This window comes from Exiguobacterium sp. s131 (assembly GCF_018617345.1).
In the GTDB taxonomy this organism is placed as follows: Bacteria; Bacillota; Bacilli; order Exiguobacteriales; family Exiguobacteriaceae; genus Exiguobacterium; species Exiguobacterium profundum.
The window spans coordinates 1-14,323 of the sequence record NZ_JACSJX010000004.1 but is presented as its reverse complement, the minus strand read 5'-3'; the positions used below and the strand labels follow the sequence as shown (position 1 = coordinate 14,323).

General features: G+C 48.9%; 16 protein-coding genes, 2 tRNA genes and 1 rRNA gene. 3 read left to right on the top strand and 16 right to left on the bottom strand.

The features are described 5' to 3' along the window. Window positions 1–66: 66 nt before the first annotated feature. The 4 genes from KNO69_RS13455 to KNO69_RS13440 form a co-directional block, all read right to left on the bottom strand. Window positions 67–2,715: a hypothetical protein gene (locus tag KNO69_RS13455; RefSeq protein WP_214818657.1), complete on the bottom strand. Its 2,649-nt coding sequence runs from the start codon at window positions 2,713–2,715 to the stop codon at window positions 67–69. Window positions 2,716–2,859: 144 nt separating this feature from the next. Further along, window positions 2,860–3,648 carry a twin-arginine translocase subunit TatC gene (gene tatC / locus KNO69_RS13450; protein WP_031424497.1) on the bottom strand — a complete coding sequence of 263 codons (789 nt, stop codon included), beginning with the start codon at window positions 3,646–3,648 and terminating at the stop codon, window positions 2,860–2,862. 3 nt (window positions 3,649–3,651) lie between these two features. Then, entirely contained in the window at window positions 3,652–3,870 is a 219-nt protein-coding gene (gene tatA, locus KNO69_RS13445) for a twin-arginine translocase TatA/TatE family subunit (protein WP_034770678.1), read from the bottom strand. Further along, the gene (locus KNO69_RS13440) at window positions 3,870–4,526 is read right to left on the bottom strand and encodes a redox-sensing transcriptional repressor Rex (protein WP_015880579.1); all 657 of its coding nucleotides are present in this window, start codon (window positions 4,524–4,526) and stop codon (window positions 3,870–3,872) included. Before KNO69_RS13440 ends, tatA begins: the two co-directional genes overlap by 1 nt. A 150-nt stretch (window positions 4,527–4,676) precedes the next feature. Between KNO69_RS13440 and KNO69_RS13435 the strand changes: the two genes are divergently transcribed. Both KNO69_RS13435 and KNO69_RS13430 read left to right on the top strand, forming a co-directional pair. Further along, window positions 4,677–6,578, top strand: coding sequence for an ABC-F family ATP-binding cassette domain-containing protein (locus tag KNO69_RS13435; protein WP_214818655.1), 1,902 nt, complete (start codon window positions 4,677–4,679; stop codon window positions 6,576–6,578). Further along, window positions 6,575–6,982, top strand: a complete 408-nt coding sequence (locus tag KNO69_RS13430) for a hypothetical protein (RefSeq protein WP_026824457.1) — start codon at window positions 6,575–6,577, stop codon at window positions 6,980–6,982. Before KNO69_RS13435 ends, KNO69_RS13430 begins: the two co-directional genes overlap by 4 nt. A gap of 196 nt (window positions 6,983–7,178) precedes the next feature. On the opposite strand, the gene KNO69_RS13425 is transcribed toward KNO69_RS13430, so the two are convergent. The 7 genes from KNO69_RS13425 to KNO69_RS13395 form a co-directional block, all read right to left on the bottom strand. Beyond that, complete coding sequence (locus KNO69_RS13425) at window positions 7,179–7,745, bottom strand: hypothetical protein (RefSeq protein ID WP_078146164.1); 567 nt, start codon at window positions 7,743–7,745, stop codon at window positions 7,179–7,181. A 14-nt stretch (window positions 7,746–7,759) separates the two neighbouring features. Further along, window positions 7,760–8,782: a tRNA (adenosine(37)-N6)-threonylcarbamoyltransferase complex transferase subunit TsaD gene (gene tsaD, locus KNO69_RS13420; protein ID WP_214818652.1), complete on the bottom strand. Its 1,023-nt coding sequence runs from the start codon at window positions 8,780–8,782 to the stop codon at window positions 7,760–7,762. Continuing rightward, window positions 8,779–9,240: a ribosomal protein S18-alanine N-acetyltransferase gene (rimI, locus tag KNO69_RS13415; protein ID WP_074034834.1), complete on the bottom strand. Its 462-nt coding sequence runs from the start codon at window positions 9,238–9,240 to the stop codon at window positions 8,779–8,781. The genes tsaD and rimI overlap by 4 nt, the downstream gene beginning before the upstream one ends. Next, window positions 9,233–9,889: a tRNA (adenosine(37)-N6)-threonylcarbamoyltransferase complex dimerization subunit type 1 TsaB gene (gene tsaB, locus KNO69_RS13410; protein WP_214818649.1), complete on the bottom strand. Its 657-nt coding sequence runs from the start codon at window positions 9,887–9,889 to the stop codon at window positions 9,233–9,235. Before tsaB ends, rimI begins: the two co-directional genes overlap by 8 nt. Next, window positions 9,886–10,335, bottom strand: coding sequence for a tRNA (adenosine(37)-N6)-threonylcarbamoyltransferase complex ATPase subunit type 1 TsaE (gene tsaE, locus KNO69_RS13405; RefSeq protein WP_015880566.1), 450 nt, complete (start codon window positions 10,333–10,335; stop codon window positions 9,886–9,888). Before tsaE ends, tsaB begins: the two co-directional genes overlap by 4 nt. A gap of 102 nt (window positions 10,336–10,437) precedes the next feature. Beyond that, window positions 10,438–10,514 (bottom strand) — tRNA-Met (locus tag KNO69_RS13400). Between the two features lie 25 nt (window positions 10,515–10,539). Then, window positions 10,540–10,616: transfer RNA gene (locus tag KNO69_RS13395), tRNA-Met, on the bottom strand. A 139-nt stretch (window positions 10,617–10,755) separates the two neighbouring features. Here KNO69_RS13395 and KNO69_RS13390 point away from each other — a divergent pair. Beyond that, window positions 10,756–11,538, top strand: coding sequence for a sporulation protein (locus tag KNO69_RS13390; RefSeq protein WP_214818640.1), 783 nt, complete (start codon window positions 10,756–10,758; stop codon window positions 11,536–11,538). Here the strand turns inward: KNO69_RS13390 and KNO69_RS13385 are convergent. From KNO69_RS13385 to rrf, 5 genes are all read right to left on the bottom strand, one after another. Next, the gene (locus KNO69_RS13385) at window positions 11,523–12,164 is read right to left on the bottom strand and encodes a uridine kinase family protein (RefSeq protein ID WP_214818637.1); all 642 of its coding nucleotides are present in this window, start codon (window positions 12,162–12,164) and stop codon (window positions 11,523–11,525) included. The genes KNO69_RS13390 and KNO69_RS13385 overlap by 16 nt on opposite strands. A gap of 307 nt (window positions 12,165–12,471) precedes the next feature. After that, the gene (locus KNO69_RS13380; protein WP_214818635.1) at window positions 12,472–13,410 is read right to left on the bottom strand and encodes a coiled-coil domain-containing protein; all 939 of its coding nucleotides are present in this window, start codon (window positions 13,408–13,410) and stop codon (window positions 12,472–12,474) included. A 168-nt stretch (window positions 13,411–13,578) separates the two neighbouring features. After that, entirely contained in the window at window positions 13,579–13,872 is a 294-nt protein-coding gene (locus tag KNO69_RS13375; RefSeq protein ID WP_251124976.1) for a hypothetical protein, read from the bottom strand. Beyond that, complete coding sequence (locus tag KNO69_RS13370) at window positions 13,869–14,102, bottom strand: helix-turn-helix transcriptional regulator (RefSeq protein WP_214812795.1); 234 nt, start codon at window positions 14,100–14,102, stop codon at window positions 13,869–13,871. Before KNO69_RS13370 ends, KNO69_RS13375 begins: the two co-directional genes overlap by 4 nt. Before the next feature lie 134 nt (window positions 14,103–14,236). Next, window positions 14,237–14,323 (bottom strand): 5S ribosomal RNA (gene rrf, locus KNO69_RS13365); the annotation flags it as partial.

The window sequence follows — 14,323 nt, the reverse complement described above, 5'->3', positions numbered from 1 at the left end:
GAGTGAAGGGCTCACAGGTATGTTGAAAGTAAAAAGACCACCCGCTCATGCGAATGGTCCGAGTACTCATCGAACGGTGAACGTCTTCGTTACGCTTCGACCTTTCGGTGTCACGAGACGAAGCGTGAGCTGCGTCCCTTTTCGTTGCGGTGAAAAACTGAGAATCGTCGAAGTCGTTTTTACTTCTTTCTCTGCGAGAACGGTCGTCCCACGCATCAGCGTGAGTGTACCGTAAGCCACGTTTGACGTCGCACGCAATGTCTTCGACGCACTTGAAGGAATGGTCGATGACAATGTCGGAGCCGGTCCGACCGTCACGGTCTTTTTCTGAATGTGACGATACGTCCCTTGCTGACTCGTCAACGTCACAACACTTCCAACCGGTTGTCGACTGAATCGTAGCGTCACACGGCCTGTACTGCTTGCCGTTCCACTGGCGATTGTCTTCGTACCGCTCTTTAGTGTCACCGTACTGTTCGGTAGTACATACCCGACCCATAACGACTTTTCGTCGTTGATGGATAGCGTGGACAGCGAGGTCTTCGGCAATTCCACTGTGACTTCACGGGATTTTGATCCGACAGAGGCACGGACACGAATCGTGTCACCCGGTTTCGCCGGGATGGTGTACCGTGTCGTTGATAACCGTTTTGGTGAAACGGCCACACCATTTACGTAAAAACGAACCGGGGCCACACTTGTCTTTTTAATCGAGAGTGTCGCCTGTGTCTTCGTCATCATGACGTCCGTGACACTCAAAACAGGTGCGAACGCGCGAACCGTCTTCGTCAATTCGTAAGTGGCATCGCGATACGTGCGTTTGACACGAATCACATCGCCTTCGCGTAATGGCGTATCGAACGTATAAGGCATCGAACTCGTCTTTGTCACAAGGATGTCATTCCGATAAACTTCATATGCTTCATTTGTGCTAGACGTTACATCAATCGATTTATCGTACATCAATGGTGTCCGCGTCCAAGTGAAGATAGGTGCATCATACGTCGCCTTCACTTCCGCAAGACGGAACTGTGAGGCAGGTGCATCCTGTAACTTATAGTATATTTTTGTCCCAACACCAAACCACATGTGAGAAAACGATTTGATTTGGAGCATCCCATCCTCATTTACTTGCTCACTCCAGGCTTCATAACCGCGTTCGCTACGGGCAACGATGTCAACGGTAGCCTGTGGCGTGGTCTGTAATGTCACACCTGATTTTACAGAGTTCGTTACAAGCGTGATGTCGTTCGGTAAAGTATCTTCACTTTCTTTTACCGTCACCAGTTCAATTGGATCGGCATATACACTTGATGGGCTTCCGATTTTTACGGTCACACGCGATCCTGGTGCGAACCAGCGCGTCGGTTGCCAAGTGAAGCGTCCCATCTCGTCTGACTGAACCGTTTTCGACTGATAGTTGACCAATGAATCTAGTGAGTCGGTGTACTGAGAGGTGCTTTTCGTCACACTGACGAATACTGGGGTGTTCGGTGCCGTTGTTCCTGTGATGGGTCCCAAAACACCTGTTGGCGGATCGAGTGTGAGCGGAACATAGTTAGATGCTACAAAGTCTTCTGTTCGTTCTAACCCGTTCCATCTAAATTCAAAAGAATATCCGCCATTCGTGTTCATCGTCAACTTACCTTGTTCCCAAACAAAAGGTTTCTTCTCAGAATATCGATACGTTGCCGACAATTCTGTCCCACTGACAGGAATGGATGTTCCATCAATCAGTTTAGCGGTTCCGTTCACTTGATAGGATTGGTTCACTTCATATCGTGTCGTTGTTTTCGGTACATCGATCAACAGTTGTCGTGGCGCTTTCCAAAATGACTCCGGCGTATACCCTGCCGTCACATCATGGGATAGCACATACCAATCTCCTCTTAGATTAACAAACGTATCATCCACCGATGATTCTTTCCATTCTCCAGTGGCAACATTGTAACTCACGTAATACGTATCAAACACTTTCCGCATCGTGAAGTAGTAAATCCCGTCTTTCCACAGGAGATTCGTGACAGATTCCGCCTCTTTTTCAATCCAACGTTTCGTGGTCAAATCAAAAATTCGGAGATGTGAGTCGGTGGACATCTTGACCACTAATTGATTCGCTTCTTCGATATATTGGGCAGATCGTACCTTGTCCGTATATGTTCCAAGCGTTTCAAGCGTTTCTCCCGTGATGGCTCGTTTCGTGATTTCACCGTTTGCGAAGACTAGGACCGTGCCGTCAGCAAGAAGGTCGTACGATTCGTATATACTTTCCGTATTAAACGTTCCGAGAATCTCACCCGTCAATGAAGTGACAGAATACGTCGTATGTCCTTTCCAAAGAATCATTTCTAAATCCTGATTCACAGCATGAAGATAATCGAGACCACTACTCGAATCATTCGGGAATGACGTCATCGCATCGTTAATCGGATCCCAAATGATGACCTCGCCATATGCATCTAAAATGACGCGACCGTCTCCGAGTCCAACGATATTGTGTTCAACCGACACGCGGACGGGAAGTGTATACACTTTTCCTGTGCGCATATGCACAATCGTCTCTGGGTCGCCCGATCGCCATACATATTCACTGTTTGATACAACACTTCCCGTTGGCAGAACGTCCGCTTTTGCCGCTCCTTCTGCAAAGGCATCCATTTTTGGTCCAATCAACAATATGAGTACGACGAGCGTACTCCATAAACACTTGTTCATCTGCTTCCTCATTTCTGTTTATGTATACATAAGTTTTCAAAAAACATCCATTTTTGTTGAATCCCTTCTAATTTTAAGATGTTTTCTCAAAAATGCATAGCCCTAATATTCAAAAAAGCACCGCGTCATAATTTGACGCAGTGCTCACTTTTCATTCATCTGTTTCATTAAATCCATCTGTTCTTGCACCATCGCCTCTTTTTCCCGGCGTAGCACCCCTTTGTAGGTGATACGTGAAATCGATAAACTGATTTCATATAGGAAGAAGAGTGGTAACGACACCATAAGGTGCGACGTCAAATCCGGCGGTGTGATGAATGCCGCGATCACGAATAGGGCGAAGTATGCGTACTTTCGAATCTTTGATAAGAAGTACGGGGTCACGACACCGATTCGGGTCAAGAACATCATGACGACCGGTAGTTGGAACAATAGACCGAACGGAATTGTCAGCTGCAACAAGAACGTGAAGTAATTGTTGGCCCCGATGATTTGTTCGAGTCCGAGGTCTTGCCCGAGGTCCGTCGAGATATCGAGGACGAGCGGGAACAACCAGTAGTAGGCGAACGCAAGGCCAATCAAGAACAGTCCGAAGATGATCGGGATATAGGCAAGCGTGCCTTTCCGCTCATTCGGATGCAGACCGGGTGCGACAAACGCCCACACTTGATACAGTAGGAATGGGCTCGCCGCGATAAGGCCGATGATGAGCGCCAAGTTCAAGTAAATCATGAGCGGGTCCGCGACCCCAAAGGCGTTCAGTTCGAGCCCGCGTTCGACGAGGTCTTTTTGCAAATACGCGAGTACATATTTGACACTCGGCAAAGCCATCAAAAAGAAGGCAAAGACGACAAATGCAGATAGCATCAGTCGTCTCCGCAGCTCTGTCAAGTGATCGGTGAGTTCCCGCTCTTGATCAGGTTGATGATTCATGGCTTACTGCTCTTTCTTTTCGATAGCTTTCTTGTCGTTCTCGTCGTGCTCGTTCATCATGCCGTTCGTTGCATTTTTGAACTCACGAAGCGTTTGTCCGGCCGCGCGACCAAACTCCGGCAATTTCTTCGGTCCGAAGATGATGAGCGCGATGATGGCGATGATGAATAGACTCGCCCCACCCGGAATCCCGACGACGAGTGATGATGCTAGTAATTCCATTATTGATGGACCCCCTCAGCGGTTGGATAGTGTTGCATAAAGTAAATGAGTGACTGCAGCTCAATCGACAAATCGATATGATGGACGCGAACCGTATCCGGTACAGTGAGTCGTGCCGGTGTGAAGTTCAAGATGCCCTTGATGCCGAAACGCACCAAGTCGTCTGCGACGGACTGCGCATAAGCAGAAGGTACCGTCAAAATAGCGACGTCGATCTTGTTTTGCTTCATGATTTGTTCCATCTCATCGACGTGATGAATTGGGACGCCTGACATCGTCGTGCCGACTTTTGTCTCGTCTGCGTCGAACCCGACGACGATATGTGTGTTATTGTTTTTAAGGAAGTTATAGTTGACGAATGCCGTCCCAAGGTGACCGACTCCGACCAAGGCGACATTCGTAATCTCGTCTTGATTCAGTGTCTTTCGGAAAAAGTCTAACAGATACTGCACGTTATAGCCATATCCCTTTTTACCGAGCGCACCGAAGTACGAGAAATCACGGCGAATCGTAGCCGAATCGACCTTGACCGCCTCACTCAGTTCTGCTGAAGAGACACGTTGTTTCCCTGAAGCATGCAGGCTTTGAATAAATCGATAGTATAGTGGCAACCGTTTGGCTGTCGCTTGTGGAATCTTTGGTTCGTTTTGACTCAACGGAAAGAGCCTCCTTTTTACGACACGTTACAAACGAATCTGAATTTCATACACCTTGATTGTAAACGAATTCACATGACCACTCAACGAATATACCTAAAATCGCTGAAAAATACAGTATACTAAATAGAGAGAAAGGGGTTTTTTCACTTGATCCTACTGCAAGTCAACAACTTATCCAAATCCTTCGGCGTCGAGCCGATTTTAGAAAATGTCAAACTCGAAATCCAGGAAGGCGAACGCGTCGCCCTTGTCGGTCGTAACGGGGCCGGAAAGTCGACGCTTTTGAAAGTCATCGCTGGTGAATACAACTATGACTCCGGGGACATCATGAAGCCAAAAGACGTCACGATCGGCTATCTCGCCCAAGACTCAGGGTTAGAATCCGACGAGACGATCTGGAATGAGATGCTCACCGTCTTCACGGACTTGATCGAGCAAGAGAAGACGCTCCGTCGCATGGAGGCTGACATGGGCTCAGAACGAATCCTAAATGACGCCGCTGCATATGAACGCCTCCTCTCTTCTTATGATGAAGAGCAACATACGTTCAAAGAACGTGGCGGATACCAATATGAAGCGACCATCCGCTCGGTCCTTCACGGGATGCGCTTCTATCCGGACGACTTCGAGCGTCGCATCGACACGCTCTCCGGGGGACAACGGACACGTCTCGCCTTGGCGAAGATGCTCCTTCAAAGTCCCGACCTGCTCATCTTGGACGAGCCGACGAACCATTTGGACATCGAGACGCTCGCCTGGCTAGAGAAGTACTTGAACGGCTATAAAGGTGCCGTTCTCATCGTCTCCCACGACCGGTACTTCCTCGATCGCGTCGTCTCGGTCGTCTATGAATTGTCACGTCACCGGAGTCGCCGCTTCGTCGGGAACTATACGAAGTATCTCGAGCAGAAGGCCGCCCTCTACGAACAAGAGAAGAAGCAGTTCGAGTCGCAGCAAGAAGAGATTGCCAAGATGCAGGACTTCATCCAACGAAATATCGCCCGGGCGACGACGACGAAACGTGCACAAAGCGTGCGGAAACGTCTCGAGAAAGTCGACCGACTCGATGCTCCGGATGGTGACGAACGCAGTGCCGTCCTCTCGTTCTCTATCAAACGCCAGAGCGGGAACGATGTATTGAGCGCGAGTGACCTCGCCATCGGATACGAGGAAGCAATCGCTCAAAATCTCCGTTTCCAGCTACAGCGCGGGGAATCCGTCGCGCTCGTCGGTCCGAACGGGGTCGGAAAGTCGACCCTTCTCAAAGTGTTGACGAAACAACAAACCGCCCTCACCGGTGACATCCGTTACGGGACCGGCGTCGAGATCGGCTACTACGACCAGGAGCAACAAAACTTGTCTGACGCGAACCGTGTCATCGACGAGATTTGGAACGACTGGCCGCTCATGCGCGAGCAAGAAGTGCGGAGTCTGCTCGGACAGTTCCTCTTCAGTGGCGATGACGTCATGAAGCGTGTTCATGAACTATCCGGTGGTGAACGGGCACGACTCACCTTGGCCAAGCTGAAGCTCGAGCAACCGAACCTCCTCATCCTGGACGAGCCGACGAACCACTTGGACCTCGACTCGAAGATGATTTTGGAGAATGCCCTCCTCGACTATCCGGGCACGATTCTCTTCGTCTCGCATGACCGCTACTTCATCGATCGACTCGCGACGCGTGTGCTAGAGATCACACCGAACGGCATCGACGAGTATCTCGGAGACTATTCGTACTACGTCGAGAAGAAAGAAGAGCTCGAGGAACTGGCGCGACTCGCCCGTGAAGAGACGAAGCAAGTCGTCGTGAAAAAACAACGCGCCGATAAGGAACAACAGCGAGAAGAGCGCCGCATCAAACAGCGCATCGAAGAGATCGAGCTGGCAATCGAGCAACATGAGAATCGTCTTGATGAGATCGAACAGTTGCTTTGTGAGCCGGACGTCTTCAATGACTTCGCCCGTGCACAGGAGTTGTCGACCGAATCGGACGCTGCGAAAGAATCGATTACCGCACTTTATGCGGAATGGGAGGAACTCCATACATGATGCGTACCCGTGCCATGCGAATCGAGTTCATTCAAGCGTTCCTCACAGGACTGGCCTACATCGTGCCGACCGGGACCGAGTTCGTGTCTGAACTCATCCGTGGGGAGCCAACGATTGTCCCGTCTATTCTCTTTTACTTTTTACCGGTCGTCATCGGCTTCATCATTCAGACGTGGCCAGGGATACTACTCAGTCTCTTCAGTGGCCTGCTCATGAGCACGCTCTTTATCCGTATCGTCGTCTGGCCGGTTGATGTGACCGTTCACACGTTCTATGCGCCTGGATCGGTGTGGGCTCACTTCTATGAAGAGACGCTCTTCATGTGGATCCTCGCCCTGCTCGTGTTCATCGTGAGCCGCATCAATACGTGGCATCGGGAGAATTATCGACAACCAAAAGCATAACAAAACCACGTCTTCTGTTTGAAGGCGTAGTTTTGTTTGTACAATCAACGTTAGCACTGACATTGATAATCGATCAAGATTGAATTTGACCCGGATACGGACGAAAAAAAAGGAAACATGTCTTGCGTTCGCCCATACATTCCTTCAACAACTTGAAGCACTCAAAAAGGTTCAGCCACGAGGCTGAACCTTTTTGTTAGAAGTAACGCAGTGGTTGGAATCCGATTGTATGGAAGTCGAGCTTCGTCCCGTCTTCAGCGATAAAGAAGACAGCCTCGTTCGTGTCGACGTCACGTGTGAACACTTTATAGAACGTCATCGGTTTTTCGCCATTCGTCACATAACGTGCCTCATGCGTCGAGATGACTTGCGCGAACAGTTGCTGTTCGTCGAGTTCCTCGATCAAATCATCAAACTTCGCCGCTTCTTCTTCCGTTGCCTCGCGACCTCGCTCGATTTCATAGTAAGCATCGCTTGCTTTTGGCTGAACGCCGAGATTACGATCGACGACGATCACACGCTCCGGCTCTTGGTCGACGACACTTGTGTAGCCATATAGTGACTTGATGAGCGTATTCTCTCCGGTCACGCGACCGATGCCTTCTAATGACTCTTCTCCAGTGAGTGACTTCACTCGTGTCTCTTCTGGAACAATCTCCTCTTGATAGGCGATATTGTAAGCGCGGATGATCTCACGTACTTGTAAGAACGTCGCAACGACGAGTAGTACGATGAGTCCTCCGATGATGATGCGTTTCGTCATGTCTCTATTTCCCCCTAGACTGTCATGCTCTCTTCTAAGGATAACCCAGGAACCGCATTCATCGCTAGTGTATCGCGCTTACCGCGCACATACGCGTGATGTGCCGCCACCCCGATCATGCCCGCATTGTCCCCACACAGGTCAAGCGGTGGAATGACAAGTTGAATCCCTTCAGCAGCAGTCGCTTCTTGAAACGCTGCCCGAAGTCCACGGTTCGCAGCGACACCACCCGCGACAAGCAGTTGCTTCGCCCCTTTTTCCTTCACGGCACGAATCGCTTTCTCGACGAGCACTTCGACGACACTCGCCTGGAAGCTCGCCGCCAAGTTTTCAGGGATGACCGTCTCCCCACGTTGTTCCGCATTGTGTACGGCATTGATGACCGATGACTTCAAGCCACTGAAACTGAAGTCGAAGCTACCCGGTTCGAGACGAACGCGTGGGAAGTTGTACGTGTCTTCCCCGACCGCTGCCAAGCGGTCAATCGCGGGACCTCCCGGATATGGGAGACTGAGTGTGCGTGCGACTTTATCATACGCTTCACCCGCCGCGTCGTCACGTGTCTCCCCGATGACTTCGAAGACACCATGTTCTGGCATATAGACGAGTTCTGTATGTCCCCCTGAAACGACGAGACAGACGAGCGGAAACTGCATCTCTTCGACAAGTTCGTTCGCGTAAATGTGTCCGGCGATATGGTGGACACCGATGAGCGGTTTTTGATGGGCGAATGCCAACGCCTTGGCCGCACTGATCCCAACGAGAAGGGCACCGACGAGACCCGGTCCTTGTGTGACCGCGACCGCATCGACGTCTTCCATCGTCACGCCGGCCTCACTCAATGCGTCGTCAATCACGTACGTGATTCGTTCCACATGATGACGAGACGCCACTTCAGGGACGACGCCACCAAATCGTTTATGACTCTCGATTTGAGAAGAGACGACGTTCGACAATAACGTCTTTCCGTCTTTGACGAGTGCAACAGACGTCTCGTCACAGCTCGACTCAATCGAAAGAATCAGTGATGTGTTCATTCTGACTCACTTCCTAACTTTGCCCAATAAATATAGGCGTCTTCATTATTATCCTGATAGTAGCGTCTTCTCCGACCGGCTTGCATAAAACCGAACTGTTCATACAGTTTTTGCGCGCCAACGTTCGACACGCGGACTTCTAACGTCAATCCGACGAGTCCTTTTGACTTGGCGAACGCGACAAGTTCCGCTAACAATTGATTGCCGATGCCCTGTCCACGAAACTCAGGTAAGACGGCAATGTTTGTGATATGTCCTTCATCGACGATTGTCCAAACGCCGACAAACCCGACGACCCGTTTGTCATGGACCGCGACAAAGTAAATGGCCTGCTCATTTCGAAGCATCTCATTCATGAACGCCTCTTTTGTCCACGGGATGGCGAACGACGCTTCTTCGACTTTCGTCACTTCCTCGACATCAAGCCACGTCATCCGACGAATTTTCACGTCAGCCATTGTTTTGTCCCTCTAACCATTTCGCTTCCGCCTCGGCGAGTCGCAAATACTCCGGTTCAAACGAGTGAACATCGCTCGTCTCATCGCTGAAGACGACCAAATCACTCGCACGCCCATATCGATGGGCAGCCGGTGCTTCGATATAGTCATATTCACTTAACACGTCACGGAACGGTTCCACGTCTCCGACGACAAGGAAGCGCCCTTGACTATTCAGTCGCAACCAATCTGAGACGGAAGCGTGCTGATCATGTGTGAGTGCTTTGTTGTGTTGATAATATCCGATATACGCGTTGCCACGGCGCGCGTCAATCAATGAAACGACCGGCAAATCGGTATTCGGGGCCGTTGCCATGAGCTGCAGGGCAGATACACCGATGAGTGGAAGATTGAGCGTATAAGCGAGTGTCTTCGCTGTCGTCACTCCAATCCGAATTCCCGTGTACGACCCAGGTCCGGTCGTGACTATGATGCGTTCGAGCATGTTCGGTGTCCACTTGACCGCTGCCATGAGCTGTTCAATCATCGGCATGAGTGTGACCGCATGGTTTTTTGAGACCATGACCGTCGCTTCGGCTTGAATCTCTCCAGCCTCACTTAACGCGACTGACAAACGTGTCGTCGCGGTATCAATCATCAATTGCTTCATGCGAGCACCTCCTTGGCGATTTGAACGTAACGCTCACCCGTCGGAGCAAGTGTCAATTTCCGTTCTTCGTCGCCGACCCGTTCAATCGTGATGGCCAAGCGTTCTTCCGGGAGGGAGGACTCGATCAAGTTCGACCACTCGACGATGGCGACACCATCACCGTTGATATATTCCTCAAGACCGATGTCATCCCCCGTATCTTCGAGACGATAGACATCCATATGATAGAGCGGTAATCGCCCTTTATATTGTTTCATAATGGTGAAGGTCGGACTGTTGACGTTCCGCGTGACACCGAGTCCTTTTGCGAACCCTTGTGTGAACGTCGTCTTGCCGGCACCGAGGTCACCGTTTAACGTGATGACTGTCCCTGCTTCGACGAGTGTGGCCAAACGTTCTGCCACCGCCTGCGTCTCCGCTGCAGAATGCGTAATCAATGTATACATGAATGGTTCTCCTTTTTCACTTCTCATACGTACTCATTGTACACTTCATTTTAAGCAAAAAAAAACACGAAACGCTATCGTTTCGCTATCTCATTTAAAAATTGGTTGCGGGGGCTGGATTTGAACCAACGACCTTCGGGTTATGAGCCCGACGAGCTACCAGACTGCTCCACCCCGCGACGACATATGAAATTAAATAAAAATTGGTTGCGGGGGCCGGATTTGAACCGACGACCTTCGGGTTATGAGCCCGACGAGCTACCAGACTGCTCCACCCCGCGATGGTTTGAATTGTTTCGACATCCTCTATAATAAGCGAGACAGTTATAAAAAGCAACCATTTTCTTAATGTTTTTTCAAAAATGGAATCGGGAACAGATATAACAGCATAGACTATTAGAGAAAAGGGGCGCGACCGCCATGTCCAAATGGGGAAATCGATTCAAGAAATGGTTCTTTTCGGAGATCGAAGCCGAGATCACGTTTGACCCGGCAGCACTCATTCCGAAGCAGACCGTGACGGGTACGTTGCACGTCTCCAACCCGACAACGAATGTCGTTCGATTACAGGAACTCACCCTGACCTTCTTGACGACGTTCAAAGACATCACCATGGAAGGAAACGAGTTCAATCGAGAAGCTGATATTCAAGAAGTCCCAATTCCACTATCGCTTGTACTAGAACCCGGTGCAAAGGAAAACGTTCCGTTTTCCTTCGAGCTGACGATGTACGCACCCTCTTCTGCCGGCGCCCCGTATAGTATAGAAGCTACATTGTGGGACAAGGACATCAAACGGGTGTGGTTTGACGTGATCGAACACATCGAAATCGAACCGATGCCTGAACTGAAACGATTACTCGATGCGACCGCTCATGCCGGACTTGAGCCGATGTTCGTCCGAAACGTGATCGACCCGCTCGGGGAAGAACGTCCGTATCCATTCGTTGAAAAGTATGGATTCAAGCCGGTCGGAGAATGGGCCGATGAGTTCGAGGTCGTCAAATCGTTTTGGCGCTTGCATGAAGACGGGATCGACCTCTACTACTGGCTCGACAACATCGAGACCCAGCGAACGCTCGAATCGATGGCGAACGACGTCGAATTACGTCATCGTTCCCTCACATGGGAGCAGCTCGAGCGCGAACAGGAACAGCTCGGTCTCGGCATTCAAGATACGTTACGCAGTCACCGCTCCTCGTGAGCGGTTTTTTCAATTAGAATTTCATCCTTACTCGTATTGACGATGGTTTGAAAGTGGTGGCGATACGGATGCATGAACAATTCATATTGCAGACGTCGCTCTACATGTGAAGCGCGTAAGTAGTCCAGCTCCATACCCCGTTCCTGAATATCACGATGCGAACGTCGCTTGAACTCAGTCTCCCCGTCTGTGTAGAGATAAATCGATTGATCAAAAGATGAAAGATCCAGGAATGCGACACTCATCCCTTCAATAATCGTGATCGGCTTCTCCGGATCAATCCATGTCCGCTCTAGATAGGGGACATCAATCGTATAAAACCCAATCCCTTCCCGAATCATACGGACATCTCGCTCGAGTGAGAGCAGATGATGTGCGGCCGGATGACACGCCGTCATCTTATACTGATGGGTCGTTCCATCGTGTTGATACGTGAGGATCGTTTGTTTCCGCAACTGTGAATCTGTAATATACGGGTCTGTGTGAAGCAGGTTTATATCACCGAGTCGTTCCCGTAATTTTTCTGCCAACGTCGATTTTCCGGCTGCCCCGTGTCCAGAGATAGCAATCAGCGTTCGTTGATCCGGTCTCACGCTTTGTACGATACCCTCAATCAGTTGTTCCATGATTCTCCCCCTTTTGGTAATTTTGTTGTTTCAGAAAAACAAATACACGTCATTCATCCTCTATCCGTTTTCGAAGCCTGATTGCTGAAACAGTAAACATCACAAAGGCAATCAACGAAATCGAACTGACAATGATCAGAGTGGTCGATATGGGAGAACTAAAGAAAAATGGAATCGATAAAATCAATAGCGCTCCCGTGACTGCCATCCCTCTAATAAGAAATACCATCGTTTTACTCATTTTCTCTTCGCTCTCCTTGAACTAAGCAACAAAATCCTTACTACTAGAAATCTAATGACAGACAGCTCATCGTGTCAGGATGAGCTGTCTTCTTTTTTCTTCAGTCTCGTCAAGCTTCTGTTCTAACGTTTCCACTTGTCTCGTCATACGAGCAATCAGCTGACTGATTTCCTTATCCAGTCCGTTCACTTGATCTAAGGAATCATTGATTCGTCCATGCATCGTCCATTCTGAAAAAATATCATCCAAAAAGTAATCTGCGAACTGAATGAGTGAACCTCGATCGACATGCAACTCCTGAACAATACCTTGCACGTCCGCTAATTCGCGGGAGAAACGCTCTAACGCAGATTGTAATTCGTGCATCGTCTGTTCGGAAGCATCTAGCGCCTCATGTTTCATTGCTGTGGCAATCAAGCCACCCCCGAAGAACGTGTCATACGTCGACCACCCTTTCGCACTATCTAGATGTTTGAGTGTTTTTGCAATCGTTGATCGCGCCGCCTTACCGGCAACGATGGCTTCCCGATACTCGATAAGAAGTTCATTCGTTTCGGCTTGTTGATTCGTGAGATGGTGTAGGTCTCGGTGAATAGCTGGATCTTTCGCAAGATGGGATTCTTTTGTTTCTAAGAAGGTCTCCCACTCAGCGTCGATTCCCTCATAAACCTCGAGCTGTTCTTGTAATTCTCGATGTTCGAGCGTCAATTCGTCAATCATCGCCTCGTGTTCTCGTAATTTCAGTTCAGCGCGAGCAGCCTCTTCCATTTCGATTGTCCGTTGTTCATCAAACGTGCCTCGTAACTTTCGCCATGTGTTGACGAGCGAGAATTCTTCAAGGTCATACACATCACGTTGTTCTTTCGTGAATGTGTTGAGTAGTGTCTTCCGCACCGCCTCATGCTCGTTCAACTGTTTGTTTAGTATCTCTTGCTTACGCACAAGTCGATCACGCTCGGCGATACGTTGTTGTAAGTCTAATTGGGTCTGCTGAAGATTTACCATTATATTTCCCCTCTCTTTGTACTGATTAAAGTGTCGATCGGAATACCATTTATCGTCATGCCTTCGATTTGTCATTCGTTAGATCATGTTGTCTCTATACAATGCTATACGCGCTTTACTCGTTAAATGTTTCATCCAATAAAAAAAAGCACCCAAAATGAGTGCCAATCAAATTCGATATTTTAAGATGGTAATGGTCAATCCTTGAACGATAAACGTCAAACCAATCAGAAGTGAAATCACATCACGATACACATCAAACGACAAGACATGTAACCAACGATGATACCATTCGATCAGTAACCATCCGATGGGGAAAATCGGAGCGGCTACCATATAAGAAGTAGTTGCAATTTCTTTTCCACGTTCGTCCTTGCCTTCCTTTCCAAACAAAAACCTCAATGTAATGATAAGCATGACAAGAAAAATTGGAAAGATAAGAATGTTGATCCATAACATCATAAAGGTTGCTCCTTCTTTTCATATTGAAATACGTCATGCACTGTTGTATCAAATAAAATGGCAATCTCAAATGCCAATTTTAGCGAGGGACTGTATCGATTATGTTCAAGCGACACAATCGTTTGTCGACTTACCCCTAAAAAATCTGCGACTTGTTGCTGTGACCATTTCCGCTCTGCTCGCAATACACTTAATCGGTTATGAAGTTGTCCGCTCGTTTTTTTGACCATTTTTAAATGCCTTCTTTCTTAAAAAGCGTTCTCTCTCATTTGAATGTAATATTTTTTGTCATTTAGTCAAATAAATATTACACTTAAACATACAAAAAAACGACCGAGCGTATGCTCGGTCGTCCTGCGTTGTTGCCTGGCAACGTCCTATCCTCACAGGGGGAGATCCCCCAACTACTTTCGGCGCTGAGACGCTTAACTTCCGTGTTCGGCATGGGAAC